Origin of the sequence: Bartonella sp. AA18HLJMS, assembly GCF_042197245.1 — a bacterium.
In the GTDB taxonomy this organism is placed as follows: Bacteria; Pseudomonadota; Alphaproteobacteria; order Rhizobiales; family Rhizobiaceae; genus Bartonella.
In genome coordinates this window covers 1-18883 of record NZ_JBHIRP010000008.1, presented here as the reverse complement: position 1 = coordinate 18883, position 18883 = coordinate 1, and the positions used below count along the sequence as shown (strand labels likewise).

Annotated in this window: 17 protein-coding genes and 5 pseudogenes; 10 read left to right on the top strand and 12 right to left on the bottom strand. The window is 37.1% G+C overall.

Annotated features, from left to right (window positions below):
- Positions 1 to 817: 817 nt before the first annotated feature.
- The 4 genes from ACFINW_RS05905 to ACFINW_RS05890 all read right to left on the bottom strand — a co-directional run bounded on the left by ACFINW_RS05905 (position 818) and on the right by ACFINW_RS05890 (position 6620).
- Positions 818 to 1771, bottom strand: a complete 954-nt coding sequence (locus ACFINW_RS05905; protein ID WP_375630027.1) for a YbhN family protein — start codon at positions 1769 to 1771, stop codon at positions 818 to 820.
- A gap of 15 nt (positions 1772 to 1786) precedes the next feature.
- Complete coding sequence (gene ybaL, locus ACFINW_RS05900) at positions 1787 to 3538, bottom strand: YbaL family putative K(+) efflux transporter (protein ID WP_375673965.1); 1752 nt, start codon at positions 3536 to 3538, stop codon at positions 1787 to 1789.
- Positions 3539 to 3637: 99 nt separating this feature from the next.
- Entirely contained in the window at positions 3638 to 6151 is a 2514-nt protein-coding gene (gene secD, locus ACFINW_RS05895; RefSeq protein ID WP_375640917.1) for a protein translocase subunit SecD, read from the bottom strand.
- A 91-nt stretch (positions 6152 to 6242) separates the two neighbouring features.
- Positions 6243 to 6620, bottom strand: a complete 378-nt coding sequence (locus tag ACFINW_RS05890) for a hypothetical protein (RefSeq protein ID WP_375640916.1) — start codon at positions 6618 to 6620, stop codon at positions 6243 to 6245.
- 180 nt (positions 6621 to 6800) lie between these two features.
- Between ACFINW_RS05890 and ACFINW_RS05885 the strand changes: the two genes are divergently transcribed.
- From ACFINW_RS05885 to ACFINW_RS05865, 5 genes are all read left to right on the top strand, one after another.
- Positions 6801 to 9176 carry a mechanosensitive ion channel domain-containing protein gene (locus tag ACFINW_RS05885; protein WP_375640915.1) on the top strand — a complete coding sequence of 792 codons (2376 nt, stop codon included), beginning with the start codon at positions 6801 to 6803 and terminating at the stop codon, positions 9174 to 9176.
- Complete coding sequence (locus ACFINW_RS05880; RefSeq protein WP_375612155.1) at positions 9170 to 9442, top strand: hypothetical protein; 273 nt, start codon at positions 9170 to 9172, stop codon at positions 9440 to 9442. Before ACFINW_RS05885 ends, ACFINW_RS05880 begins: the two co-directional genes overlap by 7 nt.
- A 560-nt stretch (positions 9443 to 10002) precedes the next feature.
- Complete coding sequence (locus ACFINW_RS05875) at positions 10003 to 10944, top strand: outer membrane protein (RefSeq protein WP_375640914.1); 942 nt, start codon at positions 10003 to 10005, stop codon at positions 10942 to 10944.
- Between the two features lie 710 nt (positions 10945 to 11654).
- Entirely contained in the window at positions 11655 to 11843 is a 189-nt protein-coding gene (locus tag ACFINW_RS05870) for a hypothetical protein (protein ID WP_375640913.1), read from the top strand.
- On the top strand, positions 11840 to 12157 hold the full coding sequence (locus tag ACFINW_RS05865) for a phage integrase central domain-containing protein (protein ID WP_375640912.1): 318 nt from the start codon (positions 11840 to 11842) through the stop codon (positions 12155 to 12157). The genes ACFINW_RS05870 and ACFINW_RS05865 overlap by 4 nt, the downstream gene beginning before the upstream one ends.
- Positions 12158 to 12751: 594 nt before the next feature.
- Here ACFINW_RS05865 and ACFINW_RS05860 read toward each other — a convergent pair.
- The 4 genes and pseudogenes from ACFINW_RS05860 to ACFINW_RS05845 form a co-directional block, all read right to left on the bottom strand.
- Positions 12752 to 12972: pseudogene (locus tag ACFINW_RS05860) on the bottom strand (hypothetical protein).
- Positions 12965 to 13171: a hypothetical protein gene (locus ACFINW_RS05855; protein WP_375640911.1), complete on the bottom strand. Its 207-nt coding sequence runs from the start codon at positions 13169 to 13171 to the stop codon at positions 12965 to 12967. Before ACFINW_RS05855 ends, ACFINW_RS05860 begins: the two are co-directional and overlap by 8 nt.
- A complete protein-coding gene (locus tag ACFINW_RS05850) occupies positions 13104 to 13331 on the bottom strand; it encodes a hypothetical protein (RefSeq protein ID WP_375673964.1) in 228 nt (75 codons plus the stop codon). Before ACFINW_RS05850 ends, ACFINW_RS05855 begins: the two co-directional genes overlap by 68 nt.
- Positions 13328 to 13705, bottom strand: a pseudogene (locus ACFINW_RS05845) (lysozyme); the annotation flags it as partial. The pseudogene ACFINW_RS05845 and the gene ACFINW_RS05850, both read right to left, overlap by 4 nt.
- Before the next feature lie 308 nt (positions 13706 to 14013).
- Here ACFINW_RS05845 and ACFINW_RS05840 point away from each other — a divergent pair.
- Positions 14014 to 14331: a type II toxin-antitoxin system HicB family antitoxin gene (locus tag ACFINW_RS05840; protein ID WP_375633830.1), complete on the top strand. Its 318-nt coding sequence runs from the start codon at positions 14014 to 14016 to the stop codon at positions 14329 to 14331.
- Positions 14332 to 14555: 224 nt separating this feature from the next.
- On the opposite strand, the gene ACFINW_RS05835 is transcribed toward ACFINW_RS05840, so the two are convergent.
- From ACFINW_RS05835 to ACFINW_RS05825, 3 genes and pseudogenes are all read right to left on the bottom strand, one after another.
- Complete coding sequence (locus ACFINW_RS05835; RefSeq protein ID WP_375612169.1) at positions 14556 to 14798, bottom strand: hypothetical protein; 243 nt, start codon at positions 14796 to 14798, stop codon at positions 14556 to 14558.
- 52 nt (positions 14799 to 14850) lie between these two features.
- Positions 14851 to 16291 (bottom strand): annotated as a pseudogene (locus tag ACFINW_RS05830) (phage terminase large subunit family protein); the annotation flags it as partial.
- Positions 16284 to 16865, bottom strand: coding sequence for a hypothetical protein (locus tag ACFINW_RS05825; RefSeq protein WP_375673963.1), 582 nt, complete (start codon positions 16863 to 16865; stop codon positions 16284 to 16286). The pseudogene ACFINW_RS05830 and the gene ACFINW_RS05825, both read right to left, overlap by 8 nt.
- An 84-nt stretch (positions 16866 to 16949) precedes the next feature.
- Here ACFINW_RS05825 and ACFINW_RS05820 point away from each other — a divergent pair, with 84 nt between their 5' ends.
- The 4 genes and pseudogenes from ACFINW_RS05820 (at position 16950) to ACFINW_RS05805 (ending at position 18128) form a co-directional block, all read left to right on the top strand.
- Complete coding sequence (locus ACFINW_RS05820) at positions 16950 to 17216, top strand: BrnT family toxin (protein ID WP_375621844.1); 267 nt, start codon at positions 16950 to 16952, stop codon at positions 17214 to 17216.
- Positions 17194 to 17499, top strand: coding sequence for a BrnA antitoxin family protein (locus ACFINW_RS05815; RefSeq protein ID WP_375612163.1), 306 nt, complete (start codon positions 17194 to 17196; stop codon positions 17497 to 17499). Before ACFINW_RS05820 ends, ACFINW_RS05815 begins: the two co-directional genes overlap by 23 nt.
- A gap of 187 nt (positions 17500 to 17686) precedes the next feature.
- Positions 17687 to 17860: pseudogene (locus ACFINW_RS05810) on the top strand (type II toxin-antitoxin system RelB/DinJ family antitoxin); the annotation flags it as partial.
- Positions 17847 to 18128, top strand: a complete 282-nt coding sequence (locus ACFINW_RS05805; protein ID WP_375612165.1) for a type II toxin-antitoxin system YafQ family toxin — start codon at positions 17847 to 17849, stop codon at positions 18126 to 18128. The pseudogene ACFINW_RS05810 and the gene ACFINW_RS05805, both read left to right, overlap by 14 nt.
- A gap of 46 nt (positions 18129 to 18174) precedes the next feature.
- On the opposite strand, the pseudogene ACFINW_RS05800 reads toward ACFINW_RS05805, so the two are convergent.
- Positions 18175 to 18705 (bottom strand): annotated as a pseudogene (locus tag ACFINW_RS05800) (antA/AntB antirepressor family protein).
- Positions 18706 to 18883 lie beyond the last annotated feature (178 nt).

The following is an 18883-nucleotide window of genomic DNA, read 5'->3' as shown; positions in this document are numbered from 1 at the left end:
ACAGTTTTCACTTCTTTTAATATAAATTGATTAAAATTTTTTTGGATTTTTAGCATATTGTTTAAAGACAGAAGAAACTTTACACTTTAGTTGTGTCAGCAGCGTGGATATTTTTTGATAACTCTCCCGCTTAAACAAAAAACTTCTGTAATAATCATCAGTATTCCAAGAGGGTAAATCAAGATAAAATGAAGTAGTTAGCTGGACATACAAGGAATAAAATTATATCAATTTAATTGTTTAAAGTTAATACCTGTTAAACGAAAGACAATAAACTTTAATGAGGCTTAAAGTTTTAAAATATTAAGCTGTGTGGTTACGCTATGCTGTCTTTCCGTTAGCTAAACCTCTAAAAATATAAATATTAAGAAAGCTACTTAGATTCATTATAATATATTAATTTATAAAGAATTGATTATTCTTTGTTTGAAAAAACTTTACTATCATAAACTTCTTTTGTTTCAATCCTTCTTATAATAAATTAATTAAAATCATTCATTTGTGCATCATAAATGGGATTAACGTGTGGATAAAGACTATTGAAGAAAGGCATGAAAATAATTCTTATTAATGTTCTTAAGTGCTAAAAGTTATCATAACATTGGAAAAATATTATAATGGCGCAGGCTTGATCTTTTATTAAGTATAAAGTTGATGGTGCAACAATAGCTTTACTATTATACCATTTATGGGTACTGCTGTGTAATGGAGAAGAGCGTTGAGAGAGGTTTCTTAAAAAAGATATGTAAATTGGCAACACGATGGTGTTTTGTTCTTTTATAGGTACACAAAAAAGAAGTCATTGATAGCCTTTTATTTATTCCGGTGGTGTTTTGGGGACTCTTTTCCAATATTGTCGCGCCTCAAAAATGACGACCACAAATAATGAAAGGATGAGCGGTATAATCAAATAAAACATTCTAAAGACAATAAGCGCTGCAATAACATCGGTTGGATTTATATTGGGCATGCCTGTTATGAAGAGAGCTTCAAGAACTCCTACTCCTCCTGCTGGAGCATTAGAGAGAAGAGTTATCGTAAAAGACGCTAGGAAAACACCAAGAACAGATATAAAATGAATATCTGCGTTATGTGGGAGAACAGCATATATAATTCCTGCTGCTCCTAAAAGCTCTAGAGGGCTAATGAGAAGCTGTTGAATAACAATTTTCAGCCGTGGATAGGAGAGTTGAATTTTTTTACCTAAGCGTAAGGGTTTTAACTGAAGCCAGCTGCCAAACGTATAAAGTGCTATACAGCTGAGTAAAATTGCTCCAGCCGTTGTTCCGAGCCATTCAGGAAGTTCTTTATGAATGAGGGTGATAATTTCGGGTTGCAGCACCAAAACGATTCCCAAAAGTAAGATTGTGCCGATTACAAAAGTAAAAGAGCAAAAACCTACTAATATTGCGATTTCTGTTCCGTTTAATCCTTTCATTTTATAGGCGCGATAGCGTACAACGGCACCAGAAAAAACTGAAGCACCGATATTGTGTGAAAGAGCGTAGGTTGTAAATGAACATATAGCGATAAAAATCCAAGAAATTTTATGGCCTAGATGTTGCAAGGCAATTCGATCATATCCAGCAAGAGCAGCATAAGCTAGGAGAGAACATAAACAGGCTAATAACCAGTGCTGTGCATTTAAATTGCTCAAGCGCTCCAATACATCCCCAAATGAAATGGCAGAGAGCTTCATGTAAAGAATTCGAATAGATACCAGCATTGCTAAGATACCAATCAATGGCCATATAAATTGCTTTATTTTCACGATTCTGTATCCATTTTATGTTTTCTGTAAATTTTCATGATTGAGCATATTCCTTACAGATCTTCGTTCTGTTATATACTCTATAATGCCATTGGCAATTTCTTCATCATCTGTTACTACAACATCAGCACCTAAATCAATGAGATATGTTGTGTCTGTGTCGGATAATGCATGTGTGATTATCTGGATATCTTTCTTCATATCACGGATATTCACGATACATTCTCCTACTTCAATGGTACTTCGCATTGTAATAACAACTTTATGTGCATTATTTATATTTGCTGCGTTCATTATTTCTTGTTGAATGATATTGCCGCAAATAGCCTCAAAGCCATCTGCAATCGCTTTATCAGAGAGGCGTTTTGATTCTTCTACGATCACTATAGGTTCATCTCTATTTATTAAAGATAATGCAACACACTTACCGATACGACCATAGCCAATAATTACGATATGGTTGTTTTTTAAGGTCATCGGTAAAAAATCTTGGTCAGGATCTTGTGGATCAATATCAATAATTGTTTGGGTATTTTGTGAAGATGCAGAATTTTTTTCTAGACGTTTTTTAATTTTATTACAGGCAAGGAAAACAAGAGGATTGAGCAAAATAGAAAAAATTGCTCCTCCAAGAATTAAATCATGAGCGTCATTGTTTAAAAGTCCTAAGCTTAAACTTAAACCAGCAAGGATAAAGGAAAATTCTCCGATTTGGGCAAGGCTTGCAGAAATAGTCAAAGCTGTTGCATTAGAATAGCGAAAAGCTTTAACGATGAAAAAGGCAACAGCAGATTTTCCGATTACGATAATGAATAAGGTTGCTAAGAGAGGGAAAAAATGAGTTAAGAGTTTCTCGGGGTCAAATAACATGCCTACAGAAACAAAAAAGAGAACAGAAAAAGCATCGCGCAGTGGTAAAGATTCTTCCGCGGCACGGTGGCTTAATTCTGATTCGCTCATGACCATACCAGCAAAAAAAGCACCAAGAGAAAGAGAAACTCCAAATAAATGAGCGGCTCCGAAAGCTACTCCTAATGCAATAGCAAAGACGCTAAGACGAAATAATTCACGTGATCCCGATTGTGCGCTCATTTTTAAAAGCCATGGGATAACGCGTCGCCCAATGACGAGCATAAGTGCAATAAATACAATTACTTTTAGGATAGTGAGACCAAAAATACCCCAAATACTTAAATCCAACCATTGAACAAGAGGATCCAACGCTTCTTTTTTGGTATTGCTGAGGGCACTTGCCAAGGAAGGGATGAGGACAAGTATAAGGACCATTGCTAAATCCTCAATAATCAACCATCCAACGGCAATGCGTCCTTTTTCTGTTTCAATAAGATGACGCTCTTGCAAAGCACGTAGCAGGATAACGGTACTTGCTATAGATAAAGCAAGACCGAAGATCAAACTTCCACTAAAGCCCCATCCCATAATCAGACCAAGGCACAAACCTAGAAAAGTAGAAAATGCCATTTGTGCAATAGCAGCGGGGACAGCAATAGCTTTGACAGATAAAAGGTCTTTTAAGGAAAAGTGGAGCCCAACACCAAACATCAGCAAAATAATACCAATTTCAGCAAGTTGATTAATGATGACAGAATCTATTTTAAATCCGCCTGTATTGGGTCCCACAATAACACCAGCTAACAAATAGCCTACAAGGGGTGAAATACGTAAACGGCTAGCAATCATTCCCAAGAGAAATGCTAAACATAAGCCTGCAACAATAGTTGTGATAAGTGGTGTGTCGTGGAGCATGGATTATTTACTATTCTTGATCAAAAAGCGAATGAATGAAAACGACTATATTTCTATGAGAAGAGAGGCGAGATGTACCATACGCATTAAAGGGCATTTTTATTTCACTTTGATATTTGCACGATTATTTCGTTCACGCCACCAATTTCCTAGCAGGAGTAAAATAGGAGCAGCAATAAAGATAGAGGATGATGTTGCAATAATAATCCCAAAGACCATGGGTAATGCAAAATTATGAACAGCACTTCCACCCCATATCGCCATGGGGAGCATCGCAAGAATTGTTGTGGCTGATGTAAAAAAACAACGTACAAGAACCTGATTAATTGACAGATCAATCAGCTCGCGCAACGGCATTTTTTTATAAAGACGCATATTTTCGCGCATCCTATCATAGACGACAACTTTATCATTTATAGAATATCCAACAATTGTTAAGAGTGCGGCGATAGCCGTTAAATTAAAATCAAATTGAAACAAAGCAAAAAAGCCAATCATTTTTGTGGTGTCTAGAATGAGAGTGATAATTGCTCCAATGGCAAAGAACCACTCGAAGCGTAACCATATATAGAGAGACATGGCAATAGCCGCAAGAATAACAGCAGTAAAAGCAGCTGTGGCAAGCTCACCTGAAATTTTGGGACCAACAACTTCTATTTGATCGAATGTGGTATCGGGATAGATATTTTGTACAGCTGTTTTGACCTTATCAATGGCGGTGGTTTGTTGTGCTTCGCCACCGCTTTGTTTCTGCATGCGAATTAATACGGTATTTTCGTTATCAATATTTTGCAAGGTAACTTCACCAATATTAAGAGTAGAAAGCTTGGAACGCAGAGTTGCTAGATCTGCTGGTCCTTTCGTGGTAATACTCATTTGGCTTCCGCCAATGAAATCAATACCAAAATTCAATCCAGGCTTAAAAAAGAGAAAAACTGAAGCCATTGATAAAACAATTGAGACGCCAATACCAATGAAACGTGCTTTCATAAAGTGGAAAGTTGTGTTTTGTGGCATGATGTTGAAAGCAGAGTGAATATGCAATTTTTTAATTTTCCATTTACGAACGATCCAAATCATGATGATGCGTACAATGGTGATATTTGTAAACATGGAGATGATAATACCAAGCAACATTGTTACGGCAAAACCACGAACTGGGCCTGTGCCAAACCAAAATAGTAAGACGGTCGCTATAATTGCTGTAACATTTGCATCAACAATGGTTGCAAAAGCGTGTTTAAATCCACGATCTAGGGCTGCAAAAGCACCCACACCTTTTCGACTTTCTTCACGGATACGTTCATTGATAAGGATATTAGCATCAACGGCAATACCGATGCCTAAAATAATACCAGCAATACCAGGCAGCGTAAGCGTAGCACCCAAAAGACTCAGTGCAGCAAATGTTAAAATTGTGTGCAGAGCTAGTGCTATATTGGCAATTAATCCCCAAATACGATAGAGAAGAAAAATAAAAATTGCAACAAGAATAAAGCCAATTATGCCGGTGTAAAGTCCCATTTGGATAGCATCAGCACCAAGATTTGGACCTACGGTTCTCTCTTCAATGACCGTGAGTGGTGCGGGGAGGGAACCAGCACGAAGCAGAGCAGCCAGAGTTGAGGCTTCTTTGGGGTCAAAGTTTCCTGTAATTTGACCTTGTCCATTGGGAATGACACTATTGATGGTCGGAGCGGTTAAAACTTTATTATCCAGAACAATGGCAAAAGGACGGTTAATATTTTGTCGTGTTATATCGGCAAATATTTTTGCGCCAGCGGAATCTAGCGTAAATGAAATAATGGAACGTCCTGGTATTTGGGGGTCAAAACCTGCACGGGCATCTTTCAGGACATTTCCATCTAAAGCAATTTGATCATAAATTGCATAATGTTGTGTTGCATCAGTGTATCCAGGGAGAATAGAAACACCTATAGGGGGATTATTGGGGTCCACATTAGAAGGAACAAGATGAAAACTCATCTTAGCGGTTGTTCCTAAAAGATCACGCAGTTGTTTTGGATCTTGTAGTCCAGGCAATTGGACCATAATACGATCATTTCCGACCTTTTGGATGGCTGGTTCTGAAACACCAACTTGATCTATACGACGACGGATGATTTCTAAGCTTTGTTCAATAGCATTGCTGATACGGTCTTTTATACCAGCTTCTGTTAATGTGACGCGGAGAGTTTCATTTTGAGCACTGATCGTGATGTTATGTTCTGTTGTGCCAAAGCTACTGTGTATGGGGGTTATTAATGTTTTCAAAGCAGAGAGTGCTTTTTCAGTTTGCGATGGGTCAGAAATAAGGGCAATAACGCTATCTTCAACGATACGCACACTTGAGGTGCGGATTTGTTTTTCACGCAATACATTGCGCACATTGCTTAAAACTATATGTAACTGATCGCGTTTTAACGTTTTGCTATCAACCTCGAGCAGGAGAGAAGAGCCTCCTTGAAGGTCAAGACCAAGTGCTACACGGGTGTCGGGTAAGAATTTCGAGTTTTTAACTTGTTCGTGTGAAAATAAATTGGGTAAGGCAACATAAATGCTGCTTAAAAGAATAAAACAATAAAGGGTAGTTAACCAACCAGGTGTACGCATGATATATTCCGTAAATAGGCAATCTAACAGTTATTCAAAGTTAAAAGCACAAGTAAAATAAGATGATCGTTTTTATATTCAAGGAAGAGAATTAAGTGTGTTCATTGGGAGGAGCGCGTTTATTTGAGAAATATTGTGTTTTAACGTTACGAAATCGTGTGTCAACAGCTGGAATCTTTATTAAAAAGAAATCCAATGTTAGGATTTTTTGAAAGGTCCTGATAAAAATAGATTCTGTATGGAGTGTTACAAGTTTTTTGTTTTCAGTTGTGGTAACATTCACATGGTCACACTTATGATGTAAATCAAGTCTATTCGTTTTAATGACATTATTGGTGTGTGATTGTTTGATTAAATAAGCACGTGTTTCTAGGTTGCTCGTCAAGAATACACCTAAACTGGATAGAAAAATCCAGGTTGTCAAAGGAAGAAAATCTTCTTTTTTGCAATAAAGGTGCAAAAAAAACATGCTAGAGTGCCTTCTTTAATCTTATTGAGTTCAGCTTATTTATCATTCTTTTATCTTATTACCAGTATTATAGGATAAGGGAAAGCTTTTATAAGATTATTCTATAAAAGTTGAAAATATCTACTTTATACCATATTTAAAAGAGAAAAATAAAATCCCTTTTGTGCTCATAAGGTAGATATGTATTCATTTTGTAGAAAAAACATCCACATACTTTTCCTTCTTTTGGGGATTATCTTTGTATTTAATTCTGGTGCATGGGGTAATAGGGGGGCACAAAATACAATTGTCGAACAAACGATAGCTTCTTATTCAGTTGATGAAATTATTCTGCAACAACAGTTGATTATTAAGACTCTTGAAGAAAATACTGAAACTTTAAAAAGAGATTTTGATAGAAAGCCAGAAGATGAGCGTGCTTTAGAAGAATTACGGTTACGTGCACAAGATATCAGTGAACGTGCTATTGAGGCAGCATTTGTTTTGCGTCCTCCTCTTAATGAGATTAATACACTTCTTGATCAATTAATGGAGCTCCATCGTGACGTGAAAAAACTGAAAAGCTCTGTGAAGGAATATTCCTATTTGATAGAGCAAAAAGCTAAAATTAACAGTATCATGCTTCGTTTTGAAGCAATTTTCTTAGCGGCAAATAGAATAGCTGAACTTTCTATTTCTCAATCTCGGGAGCTTTTTAAACGCACGCTTACGTATAGGCTTGAGTTTTCGATTCCGATGGTTAAACATCTCGTCCAAAAAACAAAAGAGGCTTCATCAGATTTTCTTGTGTTGTTAAATTCTTGGTGGAATTTTATATTTTACTTCAAGTTTTTACAACTATTTCTTTGCTTTTTAATTCCACTTTTTATTACTTTGGGACTTTCGTATTTTTCTCAAAAAGTTCTTGTTCATGTGTATTGCCACTTTACGAAGTCTAATGAGGAAATATCTTATTTACAACGCTTATTGATCGCCTTTATTTCAGTTCTCTTACCTTCACTTGTATGTATTCTTTGCGTTTATCTTGTGTTGTTTTTGTTTCGTAGTTTTAACTTAGATCCAGGTAAGCTTACAACAGTTTTTTATATGATAGGTTGTCAAATTATTTTATTATTTTTAATCAATCGATTAGCTGTTGTTCTTCTATCATCGAATAGGCCCCATGTGCGTCTTCTCAGTATTGCACCATCGTCTGCTTATCAATTAGTGATTTTACTCACTTCTTTAGGGGGTATTTTGGCATTTGACGCTGTTCTTGATAGTATTTATCAAATCATTTCAGCGCCTCTATCTTTAACAATTGCTAAAAGTTTTATTGCTGTTTTTCTTGTAGCGATATTGCTATTTATAATATCATTTGTACCTTTGCGGTTTAGACGTAGGCGTGTTCAAGAAGAAAAAAAAGAGCCATACTTTTGGCCATTTTATATACGCATTCCTCTTATTGGCTTGGGGTTACTGCTCTTTGTATTGAATTTTTTAGGTTACGTTGGACTTGCGCGTTTTATTACGCAGCAAATTATGATTGATGGAGCATTTTTAGTTCTCATGTATTTAGGAATACAAAGCGCTCAAGCACTTGGAACTAAAGACCAATTTATGAAAACAACGGTTGGTCATCTTTTGATGCAGAGGTTTCATTTAGAAGAAAAAACGATGAATCAATTGGGAGTTTTTGTGAGCGTTTTTCTCAATTTATTTGTTGTTATATTTTGTGCAATGCCAATTGCTGTACAGTTTGGATTTTCCTATTCTGATTTAAAAGCAGTTTTGTGGCAATCGGTGACCGGTTTTCAGATTGGAAATATTAGTCTTTCTTTGATTTCTCTTGTAACAGGAATTATTTCTTTTTGTGTTTGCTGGTTTCTTATTCGCCGATTTATTGGTTGGTTAGATAATGTGGTGTTGGTTCATGGAGAGTTCGATTCTGGTATACGTAATTCTATCAAAACAGTGATAAGTTATGGAGGCGTTGTTGTATCTGCTTTGACCGGATTATCAATGGCAGGTTTGGATCTTAGAAATTTCGCTCTTATTGCTGGAGGACTTTCACTTGGTATAGGTTTTGGTTTACAGAATATTGTCCAAAACTTTGTCTCTGGACTTATTATTTTAGTTGGAAGACCATTTAAAATAGGGGACTATATAGAATCTGGATCAGTAGGGGGTGTTGTTAAGCGTATTAGTGTGCGTGCAACGGAACTTGAGACAATTCAGCGTAAGACGATTATTATTCCCAATTCAAGCCTTATTAATAACAACGTTAGTAATTGGACACGACGTAATAAAGTAGGACGAATTGATATACCAGTTACTGTATCATCTAAGGTTGCTCCAGAGCATGTTGCTGAAATTTTGTTAGAGATTGCTTCTGCGACAGAAGGCGTTTTAAAAAATCCTATCCCACAGGTGAGTTTTACAGCATTTGATCGTAAGAGTTTTTCCTTTAATTTGGCTATTTATGTGCCTAATATTACCTCATCTTCTCATGTAACCAATGCTCTTCGATTTAGCCTATATAAGCGTTTTGCTGAGGAAGGAATCTTAGAATGCTGAAATATACTTATATTTTGATTACAGTTATTCTATTAAGTATTTTTACCATAACAGCTTTTGCTGCAACAGTGAAGAATACTGATTTAAAGATACAATCTCTTATTGTTGTTGAAGGAAGTATACCTTCAAAAATTTCTTTAAATACTCATCAAACAATTACAATTTGTATGAAGGGATGTTTTATAACTTTTCCTAATAAAGACCGTTTTGCAATAAAGGCAGATGATAATATAGAAATCAGTAGGGGAAGAGCAATTTTTAAATAAAATGATTGAGAATTTTTGTTTGGGGACAAGATTTAGAAGGATAATGATATTGTGTGTAATTAATAATCTCATCCTTTAGAAAATGGTAAAAAAAAGTATGATTTTAGTATAAAATGGGTGTTTTTTTATACTATGTAGAATCTACAGTATGCATTTTGGATGTACGAATATTGAGATATTTATAATATTGTTAATGAACGTCGATTCTCTAAAAATAATTACATCATTTTTAGAATTTTTTCATTAAAAAATGCATAAAATATACTATTTTGTGATTTTTTTGCGGTATTTTTAATACAAAATGTTTTATATTTCCTCCTTTTGAAAAGATAAAAGGTATTTTTATTAAATCTTTATTATTTTAAGTAATCATTATTATAATATTTTAAAATTTATTTGATAATATTAAATTTTGATGTAATGATATATTATTATAGTAGTAGATTGAAATGTAAATATAAAGGAGTACATGCGATTTTGCGGCATAAGATTTTATAAAACTTTGTTTTTCTAAATGTGATTTTTGATTATATTTAAATTTAGCAATGGGGTATAATTTTATGAATACAAAATTTATAACAGCATCTGTTTTTTCTTTGATTTCACCTTCTATAGTACAGGCTGCAGATGTGGTGGCTCACGAAGAGCCATTACATGTTGCCTCAGAAGTTGTTGCTTCTTCACCTTTTTCTTGGGCAGGTTTTTATTTCGGGGGGCAAGTTGGTGGCTTTTCAAGTAAGACTTCTGCAATAACGCGTGATGTTGATATTCCTCTCTATCCCGATGAGGAGAGTAAAAGTAAACCATGGGTGCCTGTCGAGAAGCAGTATATGCCTGAGCTTTCTGGATTTATAGGTGGTTTTTATGCGGGTGTTAATTTTGATCTCGGTAATAATTTTATTGTGGGGATTGATACGGATATGCTTTTAACGGAAAAAAAGGATACAAAAACAAGATTTCATGCAGATGAATCAAGTGCTGGTGGAACTGAAGGATCCGGCACTGAAGGATCGGGTACTGAAGGAACGGGTACTGATACTGAGGAATTAGGTACAGAAGAAAAAAGTCGAAAAAAGGCAAAAATTGTCAGGAGAAAAGGTAGAGGCTTTTCTCGCTCTTCTGCAGAGGATAAAGAAGAGAAAGGCAGTTTAACGTTTAATCATACGTTAAAACAAAAATGGACAGGTGCTACACGGGTGCGTGTTGGGTTTTCTACGGGGCGTGTGATGCCTTATATTGCTGGTGGTGTTGCTTATGGACAGTTTCAGGATATTTTGTCGACAGTAATTACGGGAGGTGAGCCATTTAATAGGACATCGGATGTAACAAAAACGATGATTGGTTATACTCTCGGTGGTGGTGTTGATTTTGCAATGACAGATCATCTTGTTGTGCGTGCGGAATATCGTTACTCAGATTTTGGTAAAAGGAAATTCAAAGACGAGATTGAAGTTAAGTATAAGACGAATGATTTTCGCGCAGGAATAGCTTACAAATTCTAATTTTGTAGGATAAAGGAGCTTAAATTTAAGAGGTCCTATTTCTTTGATAGGGCCTTTATTTTTTAATTTTATGCATTGTAAACACTATTTTATGGTGAAAAAAGGGGGGCTTTGACTTTGAGTGAGAATGAGGAGGTAAGGAAGAGTTACTCAGATTCTTAATTGTTAAGAATAAAAAATTTTTAGTTCACGAGGTGTGGTTGAAACATTTGTTGGCAAAGAAGGATTGCTTCGTCTTTCATATTATTACAGTTATCACTTTATAATACCGTTATAGAGTTGCAAACAGTAAACTTAAAGAGAGTTTTTACTATCTAAGTAATGAGAAAATAAAGAAAATTCATATAGAGTGGTGCGGACGGCGTGCACGTTTGTGCAACAATTTTTTCTTCCCTTAGAACTCTCTACAATATCACCTGATAGCACAGTTTATCTTTTTTCTGTTTAATAACTAATTGTTTTTATTTTATTTTATTTATTAAATTGCCTTTTATATATAATCTTGGTACCAGATGAAAGTGCTCCAAGTGCAATTCAAAAGGTGGTTTTTAAAAGGTGGTTCGGAAGAACGTGATAGACCGTCTATCTTATCTGTAAAAAATCTATCTAAAGGAAAATATGCTGACAGAGCTGGTTTATGGCTTATCAAAACTACACCAGATCAAGGATGATGGGTTTTTAGGTTTGACCTCAATAAAAGACGACGAGAAATGGGATTAGGCTCTTGTCGCAATGTATCTTTAAAAGAAGCACTGTTCAAAGCTTTAGCTTATCGTGATCTTTTAGATCAAAGAATAGACCCGATTCGCCGAAAACAAAAAGAAAATTTGCGTCGGGCAGGGGAGATTTCTTTACGAGAAATTGCCTCTAGTGCTTTTGAAACCAAAAAAACGAATTGAAAAATGAAGGAAAAGCAGCAAGCTGGTTAACACCTCTTGAGTTACATGTTTTTCCTAAACTTGATGATACGCCAATCATTGAACTGACGCAGATTGATATAAAAGGATGCATTTTTCCTATTTGGAAAACAAAAAACGAAACAGCAAGTAAAGCTCTATCCCGCTTGAATATAGCTATAAAACATGCGGTGGCACTTGGTATAGATGTGGATATGCAATTAAAAGCAAAAGCTTTATTAGAAAAGTTTATTCAAAATACCCAAAATATTCCAGCTATGCCATGGAAAGAAATGCCTAAGTTTTTTCAATCTTAAAATGATGAGCTTGTATCACATCTAGCTTTAAAACTTCTTATTTTGACGTTTTTTTTATACCAATCAGGTATATTCAGAGATTTATGGATCAATATGGATTATCCCAAAAGAAAATATGAAGAGAATTGTTGGAAAGGTTTCTGATTTTCATGTGCCGCTCACAGCTGAAGCGCTTGCTGTTATTGAAAAAGCAACAAAATGGTTTTTTATTTGTTGAGAGTTTTGGAAAGCCTATATCTGATGTAGCACTTTCTAAATTCATGAAAAACAAAGGTTTTAATTATAGACTTCATGGTTTCAGATCGATTCTGCGGGACTGTATAGCAGAGACAACGTCAACACCATTTGAAATTGCAGAATCTGTTCTTGCGTATTCAGTTGGGAATTCAGTGACAAAGGCTTACATGCGGACGGATTTTTTAGAATAGCGCCGTGTTCTCTCAGAACAATGGGCGTCTTTTATATCTGGAGAGGCTTGATAATTGTTATGTCTATTGTCGCGTCAGGTGTCTAAGAAACATTTAAGCGATTAGCGGATAGATTACGATATAATCTCTCTTTCCTCGCTTTAAAAGCGGGAAGGGGGTAAAGCTTTCAGTTTTTGGTTAGCCACTGTTTTATAATGTGCAAAGATATTGTCTATCGCATCCATAAGGCGTGCAAAATCAAGGATAAGCAAAAAAAAGAAAAAATGCTATCCACTTCATCAAACGAGACATCATTTTCACACTTTGATAGGTGATGATCATTTCTTGAAGTATTTCTTTTTCTGATTCTGTAAGCTCTGTGTGTTTTTTGGATTTTTTTCTAACCATGTTTCCACCCACACAAGCGTTCACCTAGATTATTGTGCTTTAAGATCTCTCTTGCTAAGTTTGAACTGATGGTGTTCAGATCTTGCCTCTCTAAATAAATTGGCAACCAACCAACACAAGAAGAAGCGTATTTATTTGTCGCGCAACCAGTCAGAGAGAGTAGTACGCACATCAGCATCACTTTTTTGATTAACTTCACTTTCCACCTCCAGACGTGTTGTGGCTGCTTTTAAAGCTTTTTCTGTTTGCTTTTGTTGCTCTGCTTTTTTCCCAAGAGTAAAAGCTCTTGCTAAAATCATAAAAAAAGCAGCTAAAGCCGCGCCTATTAACAGCAGATTTCTTTTCATCCATAAGATCATAGGCGGTGTTCCTGAAAACGTTTGGCAACAAAGAAAATACCAACACATGCGGCTAAAACCATAATGGTTGCCAAAGCCCATTGGATTGGTCCATTTCCTGCTAACAAACCACCAAGCCCAGAAAAAGAACCAATAATCGGTGCAAGGGCTTCGGCTTTGAAAACCCCCGTTGGTGCTTGCGTTTCTACTGTTTGATAATTGGAGGAAACATAAGCCCCTTTTGCCCATAAGCCTGTTTCTGCCGCACGCCGGTGTGCTAAACCTTCAAGACGCTTTCCGCCTGCTTTGGTCCATTTCTGTAGCTCGGCAGGGACAGCTTCATATTCACCTTGATTGAGCTTTTTTAACAGTGTCGAGTTACAAAAGGCTCTTGTTAGTTGACGCTATTTCTAAAAATGATTGATTAGGATTAATAATGATACTATTATTGGTTATAAACAATAAAGTTGAAAAAATAATCAGCTTGATGAAAGCATCACCAAAGAACATCAAGTTTTCAGATTTGTTGGCTGTGTGTGTGTGTACATTTTTTTTGGAAAACCGCGGAACAATGGTAAAAGCCGCTTTGTTTTTAAAACCCCGTGGCTTGGTGACCCCCGTATGAATATTCAAAAAGATTCTGGTAACAAAGCAAAAGCTTATCAAGTCAGACAAGTCTTACAAGCGATAGAAAGGATGAAACATGAACAATAATCATTATACATATCGTGTTTTGTGGTCGCAAGAAGATGAGGAATATGTTGGATTGTGTGCAGAATTCCCATCCCTTTCATGGTTAGATGCTCAAGCAGAGAAAGCTTTAAAAGGTATTATGGACCTTGTTTCAGAAGTTGTTGAGGACATGCAACATAATGGAGAAGAAGTTCCTCTGCCTTTGTCTCATGGTAAATATAGTGGCAAGTTTCAATTAAGAATACCACCAGAACTCCATAGAAAACTTTCAATACAAGCCGCTGAAAATGGTGTTAGTTTAAACAGATACATTTCTTCTAAGCTTTGAATCTTTTAAAAATCTATACGTACTAAAAGAAAATTAATTCTTATGAAAACCTCTAAATTAAACAAATACCCGTTTTCAAGACGGATGAAGAAGCAGAAAACTTTGTTGATACTGCAACCTTACTGATTATGACTTAACTGATTTTAAATCTGTTCATTTTGAATTCTTACCTAAAGAAGCCTCTTGATCTTCTCCCCACCTTTAAAGATGGGGAAGGGAGGTACTTAAGCAACCTTTTTAATGGGGTTTTCTAGATCTGGTTCGTAAGCTCGCAATAAAGGCAACATAACTGTAGGAAACTCTGAATCGCCAAAATCTGTAAGAGCTGCCAAAATCTTTGTAATATTAGGCACTTCATCTTGAAGTTTAAAAACTAAAGCTTTTTCCACCATGCCCATAATCTCAATTATGGCAGTGCAATCCTCATCTCCAATGCTGTGATGATTGGAAAACTGAAACAATGCTATTCATAAATCGCACAAAAAATCGATACTGGTATTCATTGCACACCCCCAAAGATTTTCTTTGCCATACTGCACGCCATCTCGCTTGCCCCTTAATGCCCCCAGATACGCCGCTCCTCACGGGGGCGCACGTAATTATAAACCGCCTGTGTATGTCTACCACCGGTATCAATACAAGCAGCTGTTATCCTAATCCCCTCTTTATAGCTTGGATGTGGCCAGCGTTTTGCAAGATATTCATCCAATTGGTCCCATACTTCAAAAGAAGAGGGATCACCAAGGATCACTTGATAATCAATATGCCAACTTTCTTCACTACGCCCCCATCCCACCACTTCAAGTTCCAAGCGGTCATTTTGCACATCAATACCAGCTGTCAACACGACGGATTGTTCTGGTGCAAGGGGATAATCTTCGCGTTTTGCATAGAGGCTATCAGGATCAATAACTTCGCCTGTTCTGTCCTCCCATGGCTCTCCAAGAACTGTATTGACAAAAGGCTGTAGAAGAGCTGGATCATCCTTGGCATTTAAAAACTCTCTTGCACATTCCCCCCATGTAAGCCAAGGAGAATAGAGTGCCGAAATATGATAAGAACGCAAATTGGGTCTGCTTGACTCACTGGTTGGGACCCAGCATGCGCCTCTTTCTTCACACATGAGATCTGTTTTTCGGTGCTCGGCATGCTCATGACCACAATGCGCACAAACAAACACAGCTTTTTCAGGAGCCCCCTTCGGCCATTTGATTTGTGACCAAACAATCGGCTGTAGTGTACCACATGCATCACAAGGCACGTTGTAATATCGCTGGTCTCCTAGTACAAAATCCTTGGCAATACGGCTTGTGTCACGGTGGGTGGGTGTGGACAATTTAAAAATCTTTCTCTGCACAAAGGTTGAGGTCCGCTTTTCCGCAATCATCACCGGATCACCTTCGTTATCCACACTGAGAGGATAGGCATCCACCTCATCTAAAATCAGATAACGAATAGGCATGGAACGCAAACCAGCTGCACTGTTTGCTCCTGTAAGCATCAATGCCCCACCATCAAACTCTTTCGAAAACATAGTATTACCGCTGTCGCGTGCCCGCGCTGGGGCAATGCGTTCGCTTAAAGCGGGGCTTGCCATAATCATTGGATCAAGACGGGTTTTGGACAATTTCTTCGCTGTCTCAACCGTTGGCATCACATAAAGAGCAGGTCCCGGACTATAATGAATGGCATAACCGCAGAAATTTAATCCTGCTTCTGACATGCCGATCTGCGCCCCTTTCATGACAATGGTTGTTTCAATTGGCACGTAGGAGGAAAGATTATCCATGATTTCACGCAAATAGGGGGTACGCTTTGTTCTCCAAAGCCCAGGCTCAGCACTTGCTACCGTGCTAAGGTATCTATTCTTATCCGCCCATTGCGAAACCGTGTAGGGTGGGTCCGGTTGTCTTGCATTATTGGCATGGGAGAAAAATTCTTCGACTGCATTGTCATCCATTATTCGTTTCTTGCAAGTTCTCTAACTCTGGAGAATGAGGATCATGAAAAGGCACTGGAATATTAACCGCCTCAAGTAAAGCGGTTCTCATAGTGTAATCAATAGCACCAATAAGGCTGGCTGCATCACATCCAACTTGTGCAGCAATGCTTGCACCAAAACGATGAGGAAAATTCAACATAGCATCACGGTGCGCTCTTCCAAACTCACGAGCTGCTCTCTTGACTTCTTCACGGTCAACGGTTGTTTCGCGTAAGCGTTCAAGAGCAATCTTCTCGCTTTCAAGGGCAACTTGCATTCGCTCCAGTTTTATCTTGTATTCATTGGCTCCATCTGTAGAGGCTTGTTTGATCTTTGTCCGCGGTTGACCATCAGGCGCTAAAAATGGAGCAGGGCGCTTTGTTGGATTCTCATTCCAGATGGCTGTTGCAACGGCTTCATTGACAGAACCATCTTCAAAAAGAGCCTTATCAAATTTACCTGTCTTTATCCGAGAAACCACCGCATTATGTGAAACACCCATCTTCTTCGCAAACGCACGAACCGATAAACCCTTACGATTCTTCTTATCCATAGTTTCTCCATTTTTAATGGTATATACGAATTATTGTACACTTTAATTATTGACAAGATTTTATTTTTCGTGTACATAAAATATATGAAGATAGTGTGGGATGAACCAAAAAGAGCTTTAAACATTGTTAAACATAAGCTTGATTTTGCTGATGTTATTTACTTTGACTGGGAACATGCTCTTATTGATGCAACACATTCAAACCGCATGAAGGCTATTGGACATTTTGCTGATGGCACAACAGTTATTGTTTTTGCAAAGCTTGGCAATGAAGCGATATCCATTATCAGTTTTCGTCAAGCGAATAAAAAAGAAAGAGAGGTTTTCAATGATTATCAAAAAAAACTTTGAAACAGGATGTGGCTACACAAAAGAAGATTGGGACGCTGTGGATTCCCCACCATTGACAGATGAAGAACTTGCACGCTTAAAGCCAGCTAAAGATGTTTTACCAGCCTCCTTTTTTAAATATGTAACAGAAGAACGCCGTAAACGTGGGCGTCCACCGGTTGAATCTCCCAAACAAGCGGTTACTCTACGCCTTGACCCAAATGTTATTGCCTCTTTTAAAAAACAAGGAAAAGACTGGCGAACACGTATGGGTGAAGTCTTAAAAAAAGCAAGTGGTTGTTAAGCCAAACGATCTCGCCACTCTAAAAAATGTGCTTTACAGTTGAAATTAAACTTCAATTGTATTACATTGAAATACAATTACAAGAGGAGAGCTCATTATGGCTTCTAGTCGCATGGTTCAAGCGCGTGTACCAGAAGAAATTCAAAATATCGCTAGTCAAGTTATTTAAGCTTCAGGTTTATCAGTAAGTGATGTTGTGAGAGTGTTGATGACGCGTATTGCACAAGATAAAGCTATTCCGTCCTTCTTGTTTCAACCTAATGCGGAAACTATAGCGGCTTTTGCAGAACTAGAGGAAGGTAACTTAAAAAAGTTTCATTCCGTAGACGAATTATTTGATGATCTCTATGCGGACGATTGAACGTACCACTATCTTCAAATGTGATTTCAAGCGTGAAATGAAAGGACGGTATCGGCATCTTTTAGATACTGATTTGCGCCAAATCATTGCAGCATTAGCAAATGATCAACCCTTAGAACCTCGATATCATGATCATGCATTGACTGGGAATTGGAGCAATTATCGAGATTGCCATATTCGACCTTACCTAGTGTTGATTTATCGCTTGATTGGTCAAGATCGATTGATTTTAGCGCGTCTGGGCTCCCATTCAAAACTTGATCTTTAAACCACCTTCCCATTTTGAGAACGGGGAGGGGAGATGTGTTTTAAATCTAAGCAGCTTTTACGACAGATCTTGCTAAAACGCGCTTAGCTTCTTTTGTAACTGATTTGTAATGATCAAGCTCTTTTTCGATTTCATCTATTTTCAAAAGATAACCAAAGATGATACCCATGATTTTAGGATAATTTGTCAAAACATATTGACGAAGATAGTTAAAATCATCAAAGCGTGTATCATTATCATAATCAACAGCTTGGTTTCTCAGTTTCTTTTCACATTCAATAAAGTAACGGCGTGCTTGACGTCCTTTCTCATTGCGTTCAACCATGGAAAGTTCTTTCGCCATGTCTAAGGTGAGGTGATATTCTTTGCTGATAACATTTTAACGTTTCCCAATTTTGGAAAGCGTTAAAATATAGTCTTTTCCCTCTTCAAATTCATACTGATTAATACGGTTCGTAATCCAAATAGCAAAACGTTTACCTATTGCCAAAAATGTATGTAATTCAGGTGCATTCACTGTCTGAACGATATCACCATCAATCGTAGTTTGATGTAAGTCAATTAAATATTGTGCCATGATTTGGCTCCTATGTGCTTAAAGGTTTTCTATTGACACTCTAAAAGATGCCGGGTGCTAGAAAACACGGCACATAGCCCGTCGTTATGCTTTCCCCGAAGGGGGTATATGGCATAGCCACACCTGACAAAGCTATTAGCATACAATGAGTTAAAGCTTTTAAATTGCGGAAGATTAG

Excerpts from the sequence above, each read along its gene's own strand:
- ybaL (WP_375673965.1), bottom strand. The coding sequence starts at position 3,538 with ATGCTCCACGACACACCACTTATCACAACTATTGTTGCAGGCTTATGT.
- secD (WP_375640917.1), bottom strand. The coding sequence starts at position 6,151 with ATGCGTACACCTGGTTGGTTAACTACCCTTTATTGTTTTATTCTTTTA.
- ACFINW_RS05890 (WP_375640916.1), bottom strand. The coding sequence starts at position 6,620 with ATGTTTTTTTTGCACCTTTATTGCAAAAAAGAAGATTTTCTTCCTTTG.
- ACFINW_RS05885 (WP_375640915.1), top strand. The coding sequence starts at position 6,801 with ATGTATTCATTTTGTAGAAAAAACATCCACATACTTTTCCTTCTTTTG.
- ACFINW_RS05880 (WP_375612155.1), top strand. The coding sequence starts at position 9,170 with ATGCTGAAATATACTTATATTTTGATTACAGTTATTCTATTAAGTATT.
- ACFINW_RS05875 (WP_375640914.1), top strand. The coding sequence starts at position 10,003 with ATGAATACAAAATTTATAACAGCATCTGTTTTTTCTTTGATTTCACCT.
- ACFINW_RS05870 (WP_375640913.1), top strand. The coding sequence starts at position 11,655 with ATGGGATTAGGCTCTTGTCGCAATGTATCTTTAAAAGAAGCACTGTTC.
- ACFINW_RS05850 (WP_375673964.1), bottom strand. The coding sequence starts at position 13,331 with ATGATCTTATGGATGAAAAGAAATCTGCTGTTAATAGGCGCGGCTTTA.
- ACFINW_RS05840 (WP_375633830.1), top strand. The coding sequence starts at position 14,014 with ATGAACAATAATCATTATACATATCGTGTTTTGTGGTCGCAAGAAGAT.
- ACFINW_RS05825 (WP_375673963.1), bottom strand. The coding sequence starts at position 16,865 with ATGGATAAGAAGAATCGTAAGGGTTTATCGGTTCGTGCGTTTGCGAAG.
- ACFINW_RS05820 (WP_375621844.1), top strand. The coding sequence starts at position 16,950 with ATGAAGATAGTGTGGGATGAACCAAAAAGAGCTTTAAACATTGTTAAA.
- ACFINW_RS05815 (WP_375612163.1), top strand. The coding sequence starts at position 17,194 with ATGATTATCAAAAAAAACTTTGAAACAGGATGTGGCTACACAAAAGAA.
- ACFINW_RS05805 (WP_375612165.1), top strand. The coding sequence starts at position 17,847 with ATGCGGACGATTGAACGTACCACTATCTTCAAATGTGATTTCAAGCGT.